This is a genomic window from Isoptericola sp. NPDC057559, from assembly GCF_042801555.1.
Lineage (GTDB): Bacteria > Actinomycetota > Actinomycetes > Actinomycetales > Cellulomonadaceae > Isoptericola.
Genome location: NZ_JBHVFQ010000020.1, coordinates 57,781 through 77,379, shown reverse-complemented (window position 1 = coordinate 77,379; position 19,599 = coordinate 57,781). Strand labels below are relative to the sequence as shown.

Annotated in this window: 12 protein-coding genes; 9 read left to right on the top strand and 3 right to left on the bottom strand. The window is 74.6% G+C overall.

Going from position 1 to position 19,599, the window contains the following annotated elements; all coding sequences use genetic code 11:
• The 4 genes from ACFU5J_RS16740 to ACFU5J_RS16725 all read left to right on the top strand — a co-directional run.
• The coding region (locus ACFU5J_RS16740) for a polysaccharide pyruvyl transferase family protein (RefSeq protein WP_430579479.1) at nucleotides 1-1,744 on the top strand (1,744 nt) is incomplete at its 5' end.
• Nucleotides 1,745-1,788: 44 nt separating this feature from the next.
• A complete protein-coding gene (locus ACFU5J_RS16735) occupies nucleotides 1,789-3,699 on the top strand; it encodes a glycosyltransferase (protein ID WP_430577141.1) in 1,911 nt (636 codons plus the stop codon).
• Nucleotide 3,700: 1 nt separating this feature from the next.
• Complete coding sequence (locus ACFU5J_RS16730) at nucleotides 3,701-4,810, top strand: sulfotransferase domain-containing protein (protein WP_430579478.1); 1,110 nt, start codon at nucleotides 3,701-3,703, stop codon at nucleotides 4,808-4,810.
• Entirely contained in the window at nucleotides 4,807-6,363 is a 1,557-nt protein-coding gene (locus ACFU5J_RS16725; RefSeq protein WP_430577143.1) for a glycosyltransferase, read from the top strand. The genes ACFU5J_RS16730 and ACFU5J_RS16725 overlap by 4 nt, the downstream gene beginning before the upstream one ends.
• Here ACFU5J_RS16725 and ACFU5J_RS16720 read toward each other — a convergent pair.
• Entirely contained in the window at nucleotides 6,347-7,726 is a 1,380-nt protein-coding gene (locus tag ACFU5J_RS16720; RefSeq protein WP_430577144.1) for a SpoIID/LytB domain-containing protein, read from the bottom strand. The two genes, ACFU5J_RS16725 and ACFU5J_RS16720, sit on opposite strands and share 17 nt — an antisense overlap.
• Before the next feature lie 150 nt (nucleotides 7,727-7,876).
• On the opposite strand from ACFU5J_RS16720, the gene ACFU5J_RS16715 reads away from it, so the two are divergent.
• From ACFU5J_RS16715 to glf, 5 genes are all read left to right on the top strand, one after another.
• Nucleotides 7,877-9,883, top strand: a complete 2,007-nt coding sequence (locus ACFU5J_RS16715) for a peptidoglycan recognition protein (RefSeq protein WP_430579477.1) — start codon at nucleotides 7,877-7,879, stop codon at nucleotides 9,881-9,883.
• Between the two features lie 103 nt (nucleotides 9,884-9,986).
• Nucleotides 9,987-11,201 (top strand): hypothetical protein, encoded by a 1,215-nt coding sequence (locus ACFU5J_RS16710; protein WP_430579476.1) that lies wholly within the window; start codon nucleotides 9,987-9,989, stop codon nucleotides 11,199-11,201.
• Between the two features lie 10 nt (nucleotides 11,202-11,211).
• On the top strand, nucleotides 11,212-13,047 hold the full coding sequence (locus tag ACFU5J_RS16705; RefSeq protein ID WP_430579475.1) for a glycosyltransferase: 1,836 nt from the start codon (nucleotides 11,212-11,214) through the stop codon (nucleotides 13,045-13,047).
• A 10-nt stretch (nucleotides 13,048-13,057) separates the two neighbouring features.
• Nucleotides 13,058-14,920 (top strand): glycosyltransferase, encoded by a 1,863-nt coding sequence (locus ACFU5J_RS16700; protein ID WP_430579474.1) that lies wholly within the window; start codon nucleotides 13,058-13,060, stop codon nucleotides 14,918-14,920.
• 26 nt (nucleotides 14,921-14,946) lie between these two features.
• The gene (gene glf, locus ACFU5J_RS16695) at nucleotides 14,947-16,083 is read left to right on the top strand and encodes a UDP-galactopyranose mutase (RefSeq protein ID WP_430577149.1); all 1,137 of its coding nucleotides are present in this window, start codon (nucleotides 14,947-14,949) and stop codon (nucleotides 16,081-16,083) included.
• A 47-nt stretch (nucleotides 16,084-16,130) separates the two neighbouring features.
• Here the strand turns inward: glf and ACFU5J_RS16690 are convergent, their stop codons facing one another.
• Both ACFU5J_RS16690 and ACFU5J_RS16685 read right to left on the bottom strand, forming a co-directional pair.
• On the bottom strand, nucleotides 16,131-17,240 hold the full coding sequence (locus tag ACFU5J_RS16690; RefSeq protein ID WP_430579473.1) for a hypothetical protein: 1,110 nt from the start codon (nucleotides 17,238-17,240) through the stop codon (nucleotides 16,131-16,133).
• 86 nt (nucleotides 17,241-17,326) lie between these two features.
• Nucleotides 17,327-19,501, bottom strand: a complete 2,175-nt coding sequence (locus ACFU5J_RS16685; RefSeq protein ID WP_430579472.1) for an acyltransferase family protein — start codon at nucleotides 19,499-19,501, stop codon at nucleotides 17,327-17,329.
• Nucleotides 19,502-19,599 lie beyond the last annotated feature (98 nt).

Here is a 19,599-nt window from a genome sequence, read left to right as displayed (position 1 = left end):
CGTGGCGGCCGCGCCCGCGACCACCCCGCGCGCCGCCGCCGCGCGCGCCGACGTGCTCGCGGCGCCCTGGTGGGAGCCGGCGGGCACCGGGCCCGGGGCGGTCGCGGCGGAGGCCGCGCGGTACGTGGCCGCCGCGGTCGCGGACGGCGACGCGAGCGGCCTCGACCCCGTCCTCGACCCGCTGCTCGCGGGCCGGCACCTCGCCGCGTCCGGCCTCGACGCCGACGGCGTGAATCAGGTGCTCGCGCGGGCCGCGGCGCGCGCCGCGGACGCGGACCACGACGGCGCCCTGCACGAGCTCACGGCCCTGCCCGCGCGGCCGGAGGCGCTCACCGGCGGGGTGCTGCTCCAGCTCGCCACGAGCCTGACGGCGACCAGCCGGTACGCCGAGGCGCGCACCGTGGCACGGCTCGCCGCCACCGCCGACGACCCGCGGGTGGTGGCCGACGCCCACGTGCTCGCCGCGCGGGCCGCCTGGGTGACGCACGACGGCCCGGCGACGGTCCGCGAGGCGCGGGCCGCGCTGCGCGCCGGCGCGCCCCGGCGGGTGGCCCGCGGCCTGCAGCACCGCGGCGAGCACCCGGTCACGCCGCCCGCGGACGAGGCCCCGGCGGGCGGGATCGGGCACGTGGCGTTCTACGTCCAGGACGGCGAGAACTTCGGCGACGTCGCCCTCCCGCTCGCGGTGCGCGAGGCCGTCGGGTCGGCCGCCGGCCCGACCGCCTGGGTGCCGTTCCACGCGCACCAGCTCTTCGACGCCGAGCGGGTGCGCGTCGCGAACGCGCAGCGCGCGCTGGTCGTCGGCGGTGGCGGGCTGTTCCTGCCCGACACGTCGCCCAACGGGCACAGCGGCTGGCAGTGGAACGTGCCGGCGGCGTCCCTGGCGGCGCTCGACGTGCCCCTGTTCGTGCTCGCGGTGGGGTACAACCTGTTCGACGGGCAGGAGTTCCACGGCACCCGCTTCCGGGACGGCCTCCTGGCGCTGGCGCGCCGCGCCGAGCTCGTGGGGCTGCGCAACCACGGCTCGATGGACCGGGTGCGGGCGCTGCTGCCCGACGACCTGGCCGAGAGGGTGCGCTTCGTGCCCTGCCCCACCACGGTCTACGAGCGGCTGCACCCGGACCTGCCGCCGGCCGAGGTCGGGTCCGGCCGCGTCCTGCTCAACGCGGCGTTCGACCGCTCGGCCCGGCGCTTCAAGGACGGCTATCCCGCGTTCCTCGCGCAGGTCCGCGACCTCGCCGCCCGCGCCGCTGCCGCGGGGGCGGAGGTGCGGGTCGTCGCGCACACCCGCGGGGACGTGCGGCTCGCCGACGACCTGCGCGCGGCCCACGACCTCGACCTCCCCGTCGACGAGCTGCACCTCATGGCGCCCGACGAGGCCTTCGGGGTGCACCGCCGGGCGTCGCTCGTCGTGGGCATGCGCGGCCACGCCACGATGGTCCCGTTCGGCCTCGGCACCCCCGTGCTGAGCCTCGTCTCGCACCCCAAGATGCGCTACTTCCTCGACGACGTCGGGCGCCCGGAGTGGGGCTTCGACGTCGCAGGCCCCCGGCTCGGCGAGCGGGTCGCCGAGCGCGCGCTCGACGTCCTCGCGCGCGAGCAGGAGTACCGCGACGACGTCCGCGACCGGCAGCTCGCGCTGCTGCCGCACGTCCAGGACGCCGCCGGGCGGGTGGCCGCCGCGCTCGGCGCCCCGACGGGGGCCGCCGGCCCGGTGCCGGCGGCCGCGCACCACCAGCACTGACAGCACCGACAGCACAGCAGCACCGACCCAGACAGGAGCCCTCGATGCCCACCATGCGGAGCGTCCCGCTCGGCCGAGAGCCGGGCGACGCGGAGATCGCCTCGTTCGCCGACCTGACCGACCGGCCGCTGCTCGTCGTCGGCAACGGCCCGTCCTCGGCGATGCCGCCCTACCACCGCATCCCCGCCGACGCCGTGGTCTTCCGGATGAACTGGTTCTTCCTGGAGAGCAACTACCACTTCGGCGACCGCGTCGACGCGTGGTTCAGCGCCGTCCCGCACGAGCGGCTCGAGAAGCTGCTGCAGGACGAGATCCGGTCCGGCCGCTACGACGTGCGTCGCCTCGCGTCCCCCATGCGGCACGCCGCGCACCGCGACGGCGACCGGTACGGGCTCGAGCCGCTCACCGACGTCGAGGAGCTGGACTCCTGGGCCGTGCCGGCCCGCAACCCGCGGCTCGCGCGCCACTTCATGAGCCGCCCCGGCCTGCCCACGACCGGCATGCAGGCGCTGGCGTTCGGGCTCGGCGTCGGGTTCCGCGAGATCTACCTCGCCGGCGTCGACCTGTACGAGTCGAAGGACGTGCGCTACGGGTACACGATGCCGCAGGTGGCCGAGCTGGGCCTGCAGGCCAAGGACGCCGCGCCCGGCTACGAGGCGGCGCACGGGCTCGACACCGACATCGCGTTCCTGCGCTCGTGCCTGGCCGCGTACCCCGAGGCCACCGTCCGCTCGGTGAGCCAGTCGGAGATGCTGCACCTGTACGTGCCCCCGGCCGAGGACCTGCCGGCCGACCGCCCGGCCCTCGCCCCCGGGGAGGGGTCGGTCGTCGGGGCCACCAAGGACACGGTCGAGATCGAGCTGCCCGCCACCGGCGGCGTCCAGGCGCTCACGGTGCCGAGGGTGGACGGCCCCCTGTGGAAGGAGGTCGACGGGCGGCGGTGCGCGTACGTCACCGTCGTCTCCGGCTCCTACCACCACGGCGCCCGCGCGCTCGCGAACTCCCTGCGCCGGGTCAGCGACGTGCCGCTGGTCGCGCTCTGCACGCCCGACGCCGACAAGGCGGCGCTCGCGGCGAGCGGCATCCTCACCCTCGACGTCCCGCCCATCGCCAACCCCGTGCTGCGGGGCGGTCGCAAGCAGAAGGTGCAGGAGCGGTTCGCCGCCACCTACACGAAGCTGCACGTCTTCCGGCTCGACTTCCTCGACCGCGCCGTCTACGTCGACAGCGACGCCGTGGTGCGCCGGAACGTCGACGACCTGTTCGCCGGCGACGACTTCGCCGCCGTCCCGGACGCCGGCCTCGACGCGCCGAACCCCGACGTCTTCAACTCCGGCGTGTTCGCCTTCACGCCGTCGTACGCGACGTTCGAGGCGATGATGTCGCGCCTGGCGCACACCCCGTCGTACGACGGCGGTGACCAGGGCTTCCTCAACGTCTTCTTCGACTCGTGGCGGGCGCTGCCGCCGGAGGACAACACGACCAAGCGGATCTTCGCCCACCACCCGGCGCTCTTCCACGACGAGGACGTGCGGGTGCTGCACTACGTGGGCAAGAAGCCGTGGGAGCCGGCGGGCGGCGACGACCGGTACGACACCCTCGACCTCGAGTGGCTCGACTACCTGGCCGACACGGAGAAGAACGAGCTGATCCGCGACCTGCGCCGCCAGACCGACCTCTCCACGACCACGGCCGAGGCGCCCGCCGACGTGCTGCGGACGGTCAGGGCCCACCTGGCGCAGGGCCGGCCCGAGCCCGCGGCGCGCCTGCTCGCCGAGACGGCGGGCAAGCGGCGGCTGACCACCGCCGAGCAGCGTCAGCTCGCGGTCGCGTCCATGCGCCTCGGCCGGCGACGCGACGCGCTGCGCACCCTGGAGCGGGCCAAGGGACCGGTCGCGACCGTCGCCGTCGGCAGCGGCATCCTCGCCCAGTACTACCGGAACCGGAGGAAGTGACATGGCCCGGGACATGGCCCGCTGGCTCACGGCCCCGAGGGCGGTGCGCAAGGCCCGCGCCGCCGCCGAGGAGCACCTGCCCCCGCACCTGGGCCCCGCCCTGCTGACCCGCGACTGGGAGGCCCTCGCCGCGGGGGCCGGGACCACGTCGAGGGACGCGCGCCTCGCCGGGGCGCTCACCGGCCTGCGCGCGGGCGAGGACGCGGCCGTGCTCGCGGCGCTGCCCGAGGAGCCGGGTGACGCGCTGCGCTACCTGGGCGACGTCGCCCGGTGGCGGCTCGGCACCCTCGCCGAGGAGCGCGGTGCGGCGTTCGCCGACGCGTTCGGCCGGCTGCACCGCGAGGACCTGGTCACCGTGGCGACGGTCCAGAAGTCCGGCACCCACTGGATGCGGTTCTTCCTCACCAACTACGCGCGCGCCCTCGCCGACCCGGGCGTGCGCCTCCCGATCTCCTACCCGCAGCTGCAGCAGGAGTACTACGGCAACAACCGGTGGCAGGTGTTCCGCGAGGCGGAGCCCTACCGGGCGCCGTCCGACCTGCTCGCCCGGTACGGGGTGTCGGACGTGACCATGCAGCACTTCCGGCACGACGTCGACCCGTTCGTCCTCACCCCGGGCCGCAAGATCATGCTGTACCGCAACCCGCTCGACTACGTGGTGTCGCTGTACCACTACACGATCAAGCAGCGGCCCCAGCACCGGGACAAGGCGGAGCACCCGCGCGACGTCATCGAGCCGATGCTCGACACGTACGCCCGGCACTACCTCACCCTGGACAGCTACCGCGGCGACCCCGACGTGCACGTCGCGTCCTACGAGGCGCTCAAGGAGGACCCGGGCCGGCGGTTCCGCGAGGTGGTGCGGTTCCTCGCCCTGCCGCTGGAGGACGACGCCGTCGAGGTCGCCCTCGCGCTCTCGGACATCTCCACCGTGCGCGCCATGGAGGAGCGGACCGGGCGGTCGATGGTCGTGAGGCTGGACGGCTACTTCACCCGCGACGGCTCGATCGGGCAGTGGAAGCAGTACTTCGACGACGACGACGTCGAGCGGGCCCGCGGCGCGCTCGCCGTCCACGGGATCGACCTCGACACGTTCACCGTCGACGGGTGACCGCGCTCCGCCCCCGGCGCGGCCCGCGGCCCGACGAGGTCGTGATGTTCGTCCGCACCCTCGCCGGCTCGGTCGCCGGCGGCACGCGCGCCGTGCTCGCGCGGGCCAACGCCTACGCCGCCGCCGGGCACCCCACCACCCTCGTCGTCACCAGCGTCGTCCCCGACGGCGGGGAGTGGGCCCGCAGGTCCGGCCTGCTCGACCCGCGCGTGCGCCTGCGCCACTTCTGGCGCGACGGGCCCGGCACCGCCGAGCACCGCGCGGCGGCCGGCCTCCCGCCGCTCGCACCGCCCCGGGTGGCCGACGGGGCCGGCGTCGTGCGCCGCCGCCGGGTCACCGCCGCCGGCGAGCGGTGGCGCACCACGGTGGACGGCGTGCTGCGCACCCAGGAGCTGCGCGACCCCGCCACCGGGGAGGTGCTGTCCTTCGTGACCTACGCCGACGACGGCGGCCGGGACACCGTGTGGACCTACGTCGACGGCCGCGTCGCCACCGTGGACCGGCTCGACCGGGCGACCGGCGGACGGGTGCGGGAGTTCGTCGTCGACGGCCGCCTGGTGTGGCTGACCGCGCACCTCACGGGTCCCGAGGGCACCGGCGCCGTGACGTACGCCCTCGGCGGCCCGGGCCGCGGCGGACCGCTCGACCTCGCCGGGGCGCTCGCCGCCTGGCTGGACGGCGAGCTCGCCGACCGGGGACGGGTCGTGGTGGTCGCCGACGGCGAGAACGTCTGGCAGCGCACCCTGCGTCTGCTCACCCACCCGGGCGTGCGCGGCGTGTCCGTGCTGCACAACTCGCACCTGGCGCCGCCGTACGGGCCCGACGCGCCCACCAAGGAGCACTGGCGCGGCTACTTCGACGACCTGCGGAACGTGCACGCGATGGTGTGCCTCACCGGCCGCCAGCACGAGGACCTGAGCCGCCGGTACCCGGGGCTGCCGCTGCGCGTCGTGCACCACGCCGCCGAGCGCCCCGACGCCGGCGGGGCGACCCGCGACCCGCGCACCGTCGTCTTCGTCGGGCGGCTCGCCCCCCAGAAGCAGCTCGACCACCTGCTGCGCGCCTTCGTCCTCGTCCGCCGCGACGTCCCCGACGCCCGGCTCGACCTGTACGGCGACGGTCCGCTCGACGGCGAGCTGCGGGCGCTCGCCGCCGACCTGGGCCTGGGGACTGCGGTGGCGTTCCGCGGCCGGACCGACGCGCCCCTGCGCGCCTTCGCGGCCGCGCGCGTCGCGGCGATGACCTCCCTGCACGAGGGGCTGCCGCTCACCCTCACCGAGGGGATGTCCGTGGGCACGCCGTTCGTCGCCTACGACTGCTGCTACGGCCCCGCCGAGGTGCTGCGCGACGGGGAGAACGGCTTCCTCGTCGCGCCCGGGGACGTCGAGGGGTTCGCCGCCCGCCTGGTCGCGGTGCTCCAGGACGACGCGCTCGCCCGGCGGCTCGGCCGGCGCGCGCGCGGCGTGCGCCGCGAGCTCGGGCCCCGCCGCTACCGGCGGGCGTGGCTCGACGTGCTCGACGACGTCCTGGCGGCTCCTACGACACCGCGGTGATCTTCGAGATCCACGCGGCCGGCATCGAGCCGGTCGTGGTGCGGGCGCCGACCTTGGCGCGCATCGCGTCGGCCTTGCCGGTGACCGTGGCGGTCTTCCCGGTCGACGACGTCGCGACGAGCGTGCGCAGCTGCCCGCTGGACCACTTCGCGCTGACCCTGATCGACTGCACGTCCGCGAGCCCGAACAGCGTGCGGGCCTGTGCCTGCGTCAGCGTGCGCGTCCACGAGGCGTAGGAGTTGCCGGGCGCGGCCTTGCTGTACGGGTCCGCGACCGAGCGCTCGTACGGGATCACGGAGGACCACACGTCCTCCGAGTTCGCGGTGCGCCCGCCGCTCGAGGAGTAGTAGTGCGCCGCGACGGGCAGCCCGCCGTAGGTGAGCACCCGGGCCTCCGTCGCGCCCCGCACCGAGGCGCGGACCGCCGACGTCCAGACCTTGCCGTACTTGGCCCCCGTGCCCTCGTTCTCCTTGTTCCAGCCCGAGTAGTACTGGTCGCGCACGTCGTCGACGACGTTGCAGAGGCACCCGGACCGCAGGGACGGCTTCGACATGGCGTAGGAGCGGGCGGTGATCGCCTGCGCCGACAGCGCGTCGAAGCCGCCGTTGAGGCCCCACGACGACGGCATCTCGGCGATCCCGTACAGGTACTCGGTGTTGAGCAGCACGTCGTTCGTGAGGTTGGTGTAGCCCTGCTGGACCGTCGCCGTCAGCCGGCCGTTGCGGTACGAGCCGTGCGTGCCCGCGACGGTCGCCACCGCCTTCTTGCCCGTCGACTTGTAGTACCGCGTGCCCGACCAGTGGATGCGCAGCAGCGCGCCGTCGTACGTCTTGCCGCCGACGGTGACGCGCGTCCGGCTGCCCGTGGTGGTCGCCACCTTGAGGGTGGTGGTCCCGGTGCCGGAGGCCAGGGTCGTGCCCGCCGCGCTGCGGAGGCGCCAGTCGCCGCCGGTGATCGTGACGGTCGTCGACGTCTTGCGGTCGCCGTACGCCGTCGAGCCGCCCGGGTCCGGGCCGAAGACCTGCACCAGCACGTCCTTGGGGGTCGTCTTCCACGACACCGTGGCGCCCGGGTAGTAGTACTTCAGGATGTTGCGGCCGAGCGTGCCCTGCCGCGACATCTGGTACGCGCCGTACTGCGGCATCCCCACGCCGTGGCCGAACCCCGATCCGGTCAGGGTGAACGACTTCGGCACCGCGGCCTCGGCCGACGTCGCGGCCACCGTCCCTCCCGCGAGCGCCACCAGCGCCGCCACGGCCGCCGCGACGACGCGGCGGGCCGTGCGCCGGCCGCCTCCCGTGCTCCCCGTGGTCCCCGTCGTGCCCTCGCCGTCGGCGCGCGCGACCGTCCGTTCCTCGCCCATCCCGATCACCCCCTCTTTCACTCTGCCCCAGGGGTGGGTGCCCAGCATCCGGAACGGGTGGCGGTCTCGGCGTGCCGGTGCGGCCGGGACTCCTTATCGTCGGGCGAGTCAGATGCCCGGCGCGACCATGGTGGACGAGCGGAGACGAGCATGACGGCCACGACCACGAGCACGGACCCGAGCACGCCCCCGTCGACAGCCCGGACGAAGGCCAGGACGGCTCTGAGGACCGGCGTCACGACGACGACGGTCCTGGCGCTCGCCCTCGCCGGGGTCGTCCTCCCGACCGTCTCCCTCCCCGTCCCGCAGGCGCACGCCGTGGCCCCGGACGTCGAGCACGTCCCCGTCCACGGGGTCGACGCCGGCGCCCGCCACCAGAAGGGCGCGCTGGACGACGCCGTCGGCGACGAGCACGAGGCGCCCGCCGCGGCGGAGGCCGCGAAGGAGGTCGCGCCGGACGGCAGCACGACGACCCTCCCGCAGGGCGAGCCCGACGAGGGGGCGCTCGCGGCGCTGAGCGAGCGCACCACGACCCAGGACTTCCTCGTCGCCGGGGTCACGTGGGACTCCTCGACGTCCAGCGAGGTCACCGAGGTCGCCGTGCGGATGCGCGAGGACGGCCGCTGGAGCGCGTGGCAGGCGCTGGGGCTGGACGGCGTCACCGTCGACGGGGGCCGGGCCGGGACCGAGCCGATCGTGTCCACGGGCGCCGACGGGGTGCAGGCCCGCGTGCGGACCGCGGACGGCACGTCGCCGCGCGGGCTGCAGGTGGACGTCGTCGACCCGGGGACGTCCCGCGCCGACGCCTACGTCGGGAGCGACGCCGCGCCGGCGTCGTCGGCGAACGCCGGGACCGGCTTCGAGATCCGGCCGCGGATCGTCACGCGCGCGGGCTGGGGCGCCGACGAGTCGCTGGCGGGCAGCTGGCCCGAGACGTCCAAGACGCTCAAGGCGATCTACGTGCACCACACGGCGGGCACCAACAGCTACAAGGAGAGCCAGTCCGCGGCGCTCGTGCGCGGCATCTACGCGTACCACACGAAGTCGCGCGGATGGCCGGACATCGGGTACCAGTTCCTGGTCGACCGGTACGGCAACGTGTTCCAGGGCCGGCAGAACGCCCGCAGCGACAACCCGATCGGGGCGCAGGCCGGCGGGTACAACACGGGCACGATCGGGGTGTCCGCGATGGGGAACTTCGACACGGCGCAGCCCACCAGCGCCCTCCTCACCGGGCTGTCCCAGGTGATCGGCTGGAAGGCCTACCAGTACAAGCTCAACGCCAAGGGCACCACCACGCTGGTCACGGGCAGCAGCACCGGGTCCGGCACCCGGGCGAAGCCGGGGGCCACGGTGAAGGTGCCCACGGTGCTGATGCACAAGACCACCAACGAGACGGCGTGCCCCGGCCGCTACCTCGCCGCGAAGATGAGCAGCCTGCGCAGCTCCGCGGAGGCCCGGCGGCAGGCGGCGATCAAGAAGTACGGGGCCGTCCGGTGGGCGGTCGGCGCGCCCACGCGGACCGCGCCGACGTCGGCGCAGACGCCGGTGCAGTGGAACGTCAGGTCCACCTACACGTGGAAGGCCGTCCCGGGCGCGATCTACTACCAGGTGCTCTACCGGGACGCCCGGTGGAGCTCCGACATGCCCAGCACCAACTACTGGCGGATCCTCCAGGCGAAGAACACGTCCCGGTCCGTCACCGTGAACATGAAGCACGGCACGTCGCGCGACCTGGTCGTGCGCGCGATCAGCAAGGACTACCACCGGGGGCCCATGACCACGCTCGTGCGCACCACGACCCGGATCCTGCCGCAGTCGTGGAGCCTCTCGAGCGGCTGGAAGAAGGTCGAGCACAAGGTCTACCGCGGGGACGTCGCGTACCAGACGGCCAAGGGCGGCGCGACCCTCAGCCTCAAGAGCGCGAACCAGGTGCGGCGGGTCGTCGTCCGCGGCGCGACGAACCCCGCGGACGGCAAGCTCCAGGTGCTGGTGGGCGGCAAGGTCCGCGGGACGATCGACTTCGCGAAGCCGTCGGACGGCGACCGCATCTTCACCGTCACGCTGTCCGGGCAGACCGACGGCACCGTGACCTTGCGCAAGGTGGCCGACGGGAAGAAGGTGCGGGTCGTCCAGGTCGCGCTCACCCGCTGGTAGCGGGCACGTTCCCTCCCAGCCGACCCGCAGCCGGAACCGGTAGCCTGCGGGCACGTACCTCGGTGTCGAGGGGACCCCGGGGACGGGTCCCGGAGGAGTGTGGATGTCGACCAGCACGGGCCCGTCCGAGCCGTTGCAGCTGCCCGAGCGGGCCCTGCTGCTGCACATCGGGCTGATGAAGACCGGGACCACCAGCCTGCAGAACGCCGCCGCGGCGCTCCGGCCCGAGCTCCTCGCGCGCGGGGTGCGCTACCCCGGCCGCCACACGAACCACCGCAGCGCGGTGAACGACTTCATGGGGCAGTCCTGGGGCTGGGACACCGCGCCCGTCGAGGGCGCCTGGCGGAAGCTGCGGGCGGAGATCGACGGTGACACCGAGAACCGGGTGTGGTTCGGCCACGAGTTCGCCGCGAACGCGGACGACGCGACGGTCGCGGCCTGGCGCGCCGAGCTCGGCGAGCGGGCCCACGTCGTCGTGACGCTGCGCAACTACGCCGCGATCCTGCCGTCGATGTGGCAGGAGATGATGAAGGAGGGCCACCCCTGGACCTTCGAGCGGTGGCTGAAGAACTCCTTCGCCGACCAGCCGGAGGAGGAGCTGCGCCCGTTCCTCGAGCGGCACGACCAGGGTCGCGTCGTGACGCGGTGGGCCGAGGCGTTCGGCCCGGAGAACGTCACCGTGGTCGTCGTCGACAAGTCGACGCCCTCGCTGCTCTTCGACGCGTTCGAGTCGATGCTCGGGCTGGAGCACGGGCTCCTCGGCACGGCCAAGCTCGACGGCAAGTCGACCAACCGGGGCATGTCGGTCGAGGAGGCGGAGCTGCTCCGGGCGCTCAACCTGCGCCTGCGCAAGCAGCTCACCTGGCTCGAGTACTGCAAGTGGCTGCGGGACACCGCGTCCAACTCGATGCTCAAGCGGCGCAAGCCGGGGGCCCACGACACCAAGCTCGTGCTGCCCACGTGGGCGGCGGAGGCCGCGCACGCGCGGTCGGCACGGTACGTCGAGCAGATCCGGGAGTCGGGCGTGCGGGTGGTCGGCGACCTGGCGCTCCTGAACGCGGAGGTGCCGTCGAGCGCCGACCCGCGCCTGCGTGCGGACGTGGTGCCGATCGACGCCGCGACGGAGGCGGTCCTGGGGGTGATCCGCCAGGGGCGGCGGGACGAGGACCGGTTGTTCACCGCCCGCGAGGAGGTCGTGGAGCTGGAGGAGTCCGCGACGGCGTCGCGCAAGGCCGGCCCCGCGCTCTCCGAGGCGAGCGGGCGCGAGCTGGTGCGCGCCCTCGGCGCCCGTGCCAAGCGGCGCCTGCGGCGAGGCTAGGCTCACCCGGGTGCACCTCGCGCAACAGCTGATCCTGTCCGTCCCCGCCGACCGCCGCGCCCTCGTCGTCGAGGACGGCCCCGCCACCGTCGACGGCGGGGCGGTCCACGTGCCGGCGGGGGCCAGCCAGGGGTTCGCCGCCTACTTCTCCGCCTTCCCGGCGTCGTACTGGGTGCGCTGGGCCGGCGTCGCGGCCGTGCGGCTGGAGGTCGACGCGTCCGGCGCCGGCCGGGTGCGCCTCGTCCGCTCGGACGCCGGCGGTGCCCCGACGGCGGTCGCCACCGCCGAGGTGGTGTCGGGCGGCGGCACCCTGACGCTCGACGCGGACGTCGCCGGAGCGGCCGACGGCGGCTGGCTCTGGTTCGAGGTGGACGCGGGCGACGACGCCGTCGCCGTCACCGGGGCCCGCTGGCTGGTCGACGTGGCGCCGCGGCGCACGGGCGACGTGTGCCTGTCGATCACCACGATGGACAAGCCGGAGTTCTGCGTCGCGACGCTGGAGCGGATCGCCGGCTCGGCGGCGCTGGCGGAGGCCGTGGGCACGGTGCTGGTCGTCGACCAGGGGTCGCGCCGCGTCGTCGACCACCCGGGCTACGCCGAGGTGGCGGCCGCGCTCGGCGACCGGCTCACCGTCATCGAGCAGCGCAACCTGGGCGGGTCGGGCGGCTTCTCGCGCGGCATGCTCGAGGCGCTGGACCGGCCCGCGGCCGACGCCGTCCTGATCCTGGACGACGACGTCGAGGTGGAGCCCGAGGCGCTGCTGCGCGCCGTCCGGTTCCACCGTGCCGCGCGTACCCCCGTCGTCGTCGGCGGGCACATGCTCGACCTGCACCGCCCGACGGTGCTCAACTCCTTCAGCGAGGTCGTGCACGAGCGCAGCTTCAACTGGGGGCCGCCGCAGCCCGACCAGCAGTGGCACGACCTCGCGGCCGGCACCCTGCGCGGCACGCCCTGGCTGCATGCCCGCGGGGAGAGCGACTTCAACGGCTGGTGGATGTGCCTCATGCCGACGGACGTGCTGCGCGCCGTCGGGCTGTCCCTGCCGCTGTTCCTCAAGTGGGACGACGCCGAGTTCGGCCTGCGGGCCCGCGACGCGGGGCGGGCCACGGTCTCGCTCCCGGGCGCCGCGCTGTGGCACGTCGCGTGGACGGAGAAGGACGACACCGTCGAGTGGCAGGCGTACCTGCACGTTCGCAACCGCGTGGCCGCGGCGCTGCTGCGCGCCCGCCGCCCGCGGGCCGGGCTGCTGCTGCCGCTGCTGCTCGCGAACGACCTCAAGCTGCTGCTGGGGATGCGGTACTACGCCGTCGACCTGCACGTGCGCGCCCTGCGCGACGTGCTCGACGGGCCGGGCGACCTGCACGCCGACCTCGAGCGCGTGGTCCCCGCCGCCCGCGCGGTGGGCGCCGCGTACCCGGAGACGACGGTGCACCGCGCCGGCGATCCCGCCTTCGACGCCGCCGCGCCCCGCGCGACGGCCGGCGGGCCCGGGGAGAAGCCGACGTCCGCGGCGCTGGTGCGCTTCGCGGTCGGCGGGCTGCTGCGCCAGCTCCGGCCCGCCCGCGGCGGGTCCGTCCCCGCCACCGCGATGACCCGCGAGCAGGCGACCTGGTGGGAGACGCCCGGGCACGACTCGGTGCTCGTGCTCGCCGGCGACGGCGCCTCGGGGGTCTGGCTGCGGCGGGACCCGCGCCGGTTCTGGCGGCTGCTCGGGGCCACCGTCGCCACCCACGCGCGCCTCGCGCTGCGGTGGGGTTCCGTGTCCGCGCGGTGGCGCGCCGCCGCGCCCGCGCTCGTCGACCCCGAGACCTGGCGGGCGACCTTCGCACCCCGGGCGCCCCACTAGGATGAGCAGGATGTCCACCCCCTCCGTCGTCGCGGTCGTCGTGTCGTACAACAGGTCCGCGCTGCTCGGCGCGGCCCTCGACGCGCTCGCCGCCCAGACCCGGCCCGTCGACCGGGTGCTCGTGGTCGACAACGCGTCCACCGACGACGCGCTCGACGTCGCCCGGTCCCACCCCAGCGCCCCCCAGGTCGTCGCGCTCAAGCGCAACACGGGCGGCGCGGGCGGCTTCGCCGTCGGCATCGCGACCGCCGTCGCCGACCTCGACGCCGACCTCGTGTGGCTCATGGACGACGACACCGTCCCCACGGAGACCGCGCTGGAGGCGCTCCTCGGCGCGCGCGACGCCTACGCCGGCGACGTCACCGCGATGGCGAGCCGCGTCGTGTGGACCGACGGCAGCGACCACCCGATGAACACGCCGCGCACGCGCCCCGGCGCGACGCCGGCCGAGCTGAACCGGGCGCGCGCCGCCGGCGCCGTGCCCGTCCGGTCGATGTCGTTCGTGTCGATGATGGTGGACGCGCGCGCCGTGCGGCAGCACGGGCTGCCCGTCAGCGACTACTTCATCTGGAACGACGACTTCGAGTACTCCACGCGCATGCTGCGCCGCGGCACCGGCCTGTACGTGCCGGGCAGCGTCGTCGAGCACCGCACGGCCCGCCTGGTCGGCACCGACCACGACCCGGGCCCGCGCTTCTACTACGAGGTGCGCAACAAGGTCTGGATGTTCACGCGGTCGTCCGCGCTCGGCCTGTCCGAGCGCGCCCTCTACGGCGGGTCGACCCTGCGGCGCTGGGCCCGCACCGTGGCCCGCTCCTCCGACCGCGGCACCCTCGTCAAGGCCGGCGCGCGCGGTCTGTGGCACGGCGTCGTGCGCCGCCCCCGTGCCGACACCGAGGTGCTCGCCGGCGTCGGGCCCGCCGCCCTGAGCGTCGCGCGGGTCGAGCTGGGACGGACCGAGCGGCACGACGCCGAGCCGCGTCCGGAGACGCGCCCCGCGGCGGCCCCCCGGGCGGCGGCCGCCACCGGCGCCCTCGAGGACCAGCGGTTCTCCGTGCTCCTGCCCGTCTACGCGGGCGACGACGCGGCGCACCTGGAGCGCGGCTTCCTGTCCGTGACCCGCGACCAGACGCTGCGGCCGGACGAGGTCGTCGTCGTGCGCGACGGACCCGTGGGCGCGGACATCACCGCCGTCCTCGGCCGGCTGCACGAGCTCACCGACGTCCCCGTCACCCTCGTGCCGCTGGAGCGCAACGTCGGCCTCGCCCGCGCCCTCGAGTCCGGCCTGGAGGCGTGCAAGCACGAGATCGTGGCGCGCGCCGACGCCGACGACATCTCCCGCCCGGAGCGGTTCGCCGTGCAGGTGCCGCTGGTGGCGGCGGGGTGCGACATCGTCGGCTCCGCGATCCAGGAGTTCGACGACGACGAGCACGACCCCGGCATGGTCCGTGTGCCCCCGACCGGCGACGACATCGCGACCACCGCGCGGTTCCGGGACCCGTTCAACCACCCGTCGGTCGTCTACCGGCGCTCCGCCGTCGCGGCCGCCGGCGGGTACGAGCACCTGGACCTCATGGAGGACTACCTCCTGTTCGCCCGGATGATCGCGGGCGGCGCGGACGCGGAGAACGTCGTCGAGCCCCTCGTGCTGTACCGCGTCGGCGCGGGTGCCTACGCGCGCCGCGGCGGCCGCCGCCTGCTGGCGTCCGAGCTCGCGCTGCAGCGCACCCTCCACTCCGAGGGCTTCCTCACCGGCCCGCAGATGGTGCGCAACGTCGTGGTGCGCGCCGGCTACCGCGTGGTGCCGGAGTCCGTCCGCAAGGCGGGCTACCGCGCCTACACGCGCCTGCGCGGCGGGTACGAGCCCGACTGACCACCCCCTGACCTGGAGGCAGCAGCATGACCGACCTCGTCGTCGTCGGCACCGGGCTCTTCGGCCTGACCGTCGCCGAGCGGATGGCCGAGCAGGGCCGCAAGGTGCTCATGATCGACCGTCGTGACCACCTCGGCGGCAACGCGTACAGCGAGACGGACCCGGCCACCGGCATCGAGGTCCACAAGTACGGCGCGCACCTGTTCCACACCTCGAACGAGCGCGTCTGGGAGTACGTCAACCGGTTCACCTCGTTCACGTCGTACGTGCACCGCGTGTACACCACGCACCGCGGCGAGGTCTTCCCGATGCCGATCAACCTCGGCACGATCAACCAGTTCTTCCGTTCCGCGCACGGCCCCGACGCCGCCCGGGCGCTGGTGCGCGAGCAGGCCGCCGAGCTGGGCGACAAGCGCCCCGAGAACCTCGACGAGCAGGGCGTGTCCCTCATCGGCCGGCCGCTCTACGAGGCGTTCATCCAGGGGTACACGGCCAAGCAGTGGCAGACCGACCCGCGCGAGCTGCCGGCGTCGATCATCTCCCGCCTGCCCGTGCGGTACACGTACGACAACCGGTACTTCAACGACACCCACGAGGGGCTGCCCACGGGCGGGTACACGGCGTGGCTGGAGCGGATGGCCGACCACCCGAACATCGAGGTGCGGCTTCAGGCCGACTTCTTCGACGACGCGCAGCCGGTGAGCAAGAAGGCCGTGGTCGGGCAGGTGCCGGTCGTGTACACCGGGCCGGTGGACCGGTACTTCGACGACGCCGAGGGGTCGCTGTCGTGGCGCACCCTCGACTTCGAGCGCGAGGTGCTGCCCGTGGGCGACTTCCAGGGCGCGCCGGTGATGAACTACGCCGACACCGAGGTGCCGTACACACGCATCCTCGAGTTCCGCCACTTCCACCCCGAGCGCGAGTACGCCGCCGACAAGACCGTCATCGTGCGCGAGTACTCCCGCTTCGCCGAGCGCGGCGACGAGCCGTACTACCCGGTCAACACGCCTGCCGACCGCGAGCGGCTGATGCGGTACCGCGAGCTCATGACCGACGAGCCCGACGTGCACTTCGGCGGCCGCCTCGGCACGTACCAGTACCTCGACATGCACATGGCCATCGGCTCCGCCCTGTCCATGGTGGACAACAAGCTCACCGCCTGACGCCCCGGCCACGGTGCCGAACAGGCGGTTGCGCACGTTCCGAGCGTTCAGAGCGTGCGCAACCGCCTGTTCGGTGCGGCCCAGGCGAGGAAGCCTCGCACCTGACGTCCGACGGTTCGAGCCTTGACGTGCCGCGCGTCGAAGCGCAGCACGTGGACGCCGGGCACTCCGGCGAAGGCGTTGTCGCGATCCCTGTCGCGCCGCTCCGCCCGCTGCTCACCCTCGTGCCAGTTGTAGCCGTCCATCTCGGCGACGAGCCACCCGCGGCCGTCGAGGTCCCACGCCATGTCGCCGACCCCGAGCAACCGACCGCCGGGGCCCTCGACAGGCAGCTGCAGGACGTCCGGGGGGACGCCTTCCTCGATGCACTGCCACCGTCCCGCCGACTCGAGCCAGGACTCGGCGCGCGGATCGGCGTGATGCCACAGCTCGTGGCGGAGCGCGACGCCGCGCCGGCCCCGGGCATGGTCGTGGGCGCGCGCCGCGCCCGCCCGCGTCACGAGCTCCAGGCGCAGGACGGAGTCCAGCACGGCGAGGCCGTGGTCGGGCGGCAGCTCGGGGACGGCCTGGGCGATCGCCCACTCCGGAGACGCGATCTGCCGCGTGCCTGTCCGCCGGTCACCCCAGTCCACGGTGGTCAGTCCGTCGTCGAACTGACGGAGCAGGACGTCCGGCCGGTGCGCCCGCTTCGAGGCACCTGGCATGGCGGCCTCCGGCCGGATCACGGGCGGCAGGCCTTCGACCCCCAGGAGGGCGAGGGCGCACTGTCCGACGGCCATCGATTCCGGCCCGTAAGCGAGGAGCGCGACCCACGCCGCACGGCGTCTCAGGTGGTCGAAGAGCAGGTCCCGCGGCGAACGGTCCCGGTGCGCCGCCGTCGTCGCACGGACTGACCGACGGGTCGCGGCCCCGAGATCGGTGCGGACGGACGGAGGGAGCGCGTCGCGCGGAACCTCGGCGGGGGTGCGACGTCGAGGGGCGACAGGGACGGTGTCGACGACGCCTCGGGTCACCACCTGCCATCGGCCGGACCGCAACCAGCCGGCGCGTCGTGATCTGCTGACCCCTTGCCGTTCGCACTGCTGGGTGCTCAGCAGACCCTCTTGCGCCGCTGCGAGCGCCAGGAGCGTGGTGGGGAGCTCGGTCGGGAGACGCACGTCGTCATCCCAGCAAAGTTCCGGTCCGGTCGAGGCTGCTCTGTGGACAACGCTTCCGAACAGGTGGTTGTGCACGTTCTGAGCGCTCAGAAAAGGGTAAAAAAACAGATGGGCGCCGCCGGCGGGGGGGCGGGGGGAGTGGGGGGGGCGGCGGGGCCGCGCGGGCGCGCGGCGTAGGGCGTCATGGTGCGCGTGTACGTGGCCGTCAGGTGGTGCGTGTCGCGGTACACGTTGACGCCGCCGATGACGGCGGGGCAGGTGCCGTCCTGGCAGTAGAGCTCCGTGAGGTCGACGTACGACGCGCCCGGCACCTCGGCGACCGCGTCCTCGTAGACCTGCGCGTCGGGGAACGCCTGCTTCTCGGTCACGCCGCACTGCTCCGGGCCGTTGCGGAGCGTCCGGTCGAGGCAGAGCGACGGCTCCTGGTCGTGCTGCGGGTTGTCGGAGAGGGCGACGATCGGGACGCCCGCGTCCGCGACCGGCTCCCACGCCTCGGCGAGGTCGTCGGCCTGCTCGGCTGCGTCGCCGGAGAGGTAGTCGAGGTAGCCGGTCGTGACGACGGCGTCCGTCCGGGGCGCCTGGCGCTCGAGCCACGGCTCGAGCTGGTCCTTCCACCGCTCGCAGGTGCGCGCGCGCTCCCCGTCGGCGTCCGTCGGGCCCGCGCTCCACGCGCACGAGGACTTGAGCTGCACGCTCAGGCTGATCCGGCCCTGGTCGACCATCTCCCGGAAGGCCGGCATCATCGCGCGGGCGTGCGAGTCGCCGACCAGCACGACGTGCGGGACGTCGTCGTCGTCGACCGGGCCGAACGTGCAGTCCTCGAGGGCGGACTCGTCACTGTCCACGAAGCAGTCGGTCGGCTCGGCGACGTCCTGCGACACGGCCTCGGGCGCGGGGACGACGACGTCGTCGAGCTCGGGGTTGTCGCAGGCCTGCTCCGGGTCCATCGACGCGGCCCCGAGGCACGCGGGCTCGTCGGCCACGATGCTCGCCGCGAGCTCCTCCTGCCCCTGCACGCGGTGCTTCGCGACGGCGAGGCCGCCGCCGGCGACGAGGGCGAGCGCGGCCGCCCCGGCCACGGTGAGGGAGAGGGCGCGGCCGGTGCGGTGCAGGTCCCAGCGCCGGCTGAAGCGGGCGGGATCCTCGACGAACCGCTTGTTGAGGTCGGCCAGCAGCACGACGCCGACCAGCAGGACGGCGCGCTCGAGCAGCCCGGCCTCGTGCCCCAGCGCGAACGGCAGGATCACGATGGCCGGCCAGTGCCACAGGTACAGGGAGTAGGAGATCTCCGCGGCGTACGGCACGGGCCGCCAGGCGAACAGGCCGGCGGGGGAGAGTCGGCCCGACGGCGTCCCGGCGGCGATGACCACGACGGTCGCCAGCACGGGCGCGATCGCGGCGGTGCCGGGGAACGGCGTGCCGGCGTCGTAGCCGAGCGCGCACGCGACGAGGACGGCGAGCCCGGCCCAGCTCGCCGCGACCCGCACGCCGTCGCCCACCGGGCGGCGGCCCGGCCGCGCGAGCCACAGGGCGAGCAGCGCCCCCGCGCCGAACTGCCAGGCGCGGGTCGTCGTCGCGAAGTAGGCGGGCGCCGGGTCCGTGGCGGTGAGCCACAGCGACGCCGCGAACGAGGCGAGCGTCGCGACGGCGAGCAGCACGCCGGTCGTGCGGCGCGTGGTCCGGCCGGTGCGGGCCGCGACGGCGGCGGCGGCCACCACGAGCAGCGGCCACACCAGGTAGAACTGCTCCTCCGTCGACAGGGACCAGTAGTGCTGGACGGGCGACGGGTCGGCGTCGGCGGCGAGGTAGTCGACCGCGTCGGCGGCGAGCACCCAGTTCTCGACGTAGAGCGTGGCCCCGAGCGTCTCGCGGAACCACTGCTGCCACAGCGAGTGAGGGGCCAGCAGGAGGGTCGCGACGACGGTGGCCGCGAGGACGAGGTACGCGGCGGGCAGCAGGCGGCGGGCGCGGCGGGCCCAGAACCGTCCCAGTCGGACGCGGCCGGTGGCCTCCGCCTCGCGCAGCAGGTGGCCGGTGATGAGGAAGCCGGAGATGACGAAGAAGACGTCCACGCCCACGTAGCCGCCGGGTACCCGGCCGGGCCAGAGGTGGAAGAGGACGACCATCCCCACCGCCAGCGCCCGCAGGGCCTGCACCTCGGGCCGGAACGACCGTCGTGGGGTGGAGCGGTCCGTGGCTCCGGCACCTCCCGCGGTGCGTGCGGGGGCAGGGCCGGCGTGGTCTCGGACGGGGGTCGTCATGCGCAGGGATCACCGGGGGCGTCGGGGTCGGGGCGGGCCGTGCGACGACGGCTCGGGAGCGGCGACGGTGCACGGACGCCGGTCAGGCTAACCGCGAC

Coding starts and splice junctions, on each gene's coding strand:
- ACFU5J_RS16735 (WP_430577141.1), top strand. CDS start 1,789: ATGCCCACCATGCGGAGCGTCCCGCTCGGCCGAGAGCCGGGCGACGCG.
- ACFU5J_RS16730 (WP_430579478.1), top strand. CDS start 3,701: ATGGCCCGGGACATGGCCCGCTGGCTCACGGCCCCGAGGGCGGTGCGC.
- ACFU5J_RS16720 (WP_430577144.1), bottom strand. CDS start 7,726: ATGGGCGAGGAACGGACGGTCGCGCGCGCCGACGGCGAGGGCACGACG.
- ACFU5J_RS16715 (WP_430579477.1), top strand. CDS start 7,877: ATGACGGCCACGACCACGAGCACGGACCCGAGCACGCCCCCGTCGACA.
- ACFU5J_RS16710 (WP_430579476.1), top strand. CDS start 9,987: ATGTCGACCAGCACGGGCCCGTCCGAGCCGTTGCAGCTGCCCGAGCGG.
- ACFU5J_RS16700 (WP_430579474.1), top strand. CDS start 13,058: ATGTCCACCCCCTCCGTCGTCGCGGTCGTCGTGTCGTACAACAGGTCC.
- glf (WP_430577149.1), top strand. CDS start 14,947: ATGACCGACCTCGTCGTCGTCGGCACCGGGCTCTTCGGCCTGACCGTC.
- ACFU5J_RS16685 (WP_430579472.1), bottom strand. CDS start 19,501: ATGACGACCCCCGTCCGAGACCACGCCGGCCCTGCCCCCGCACGCACC.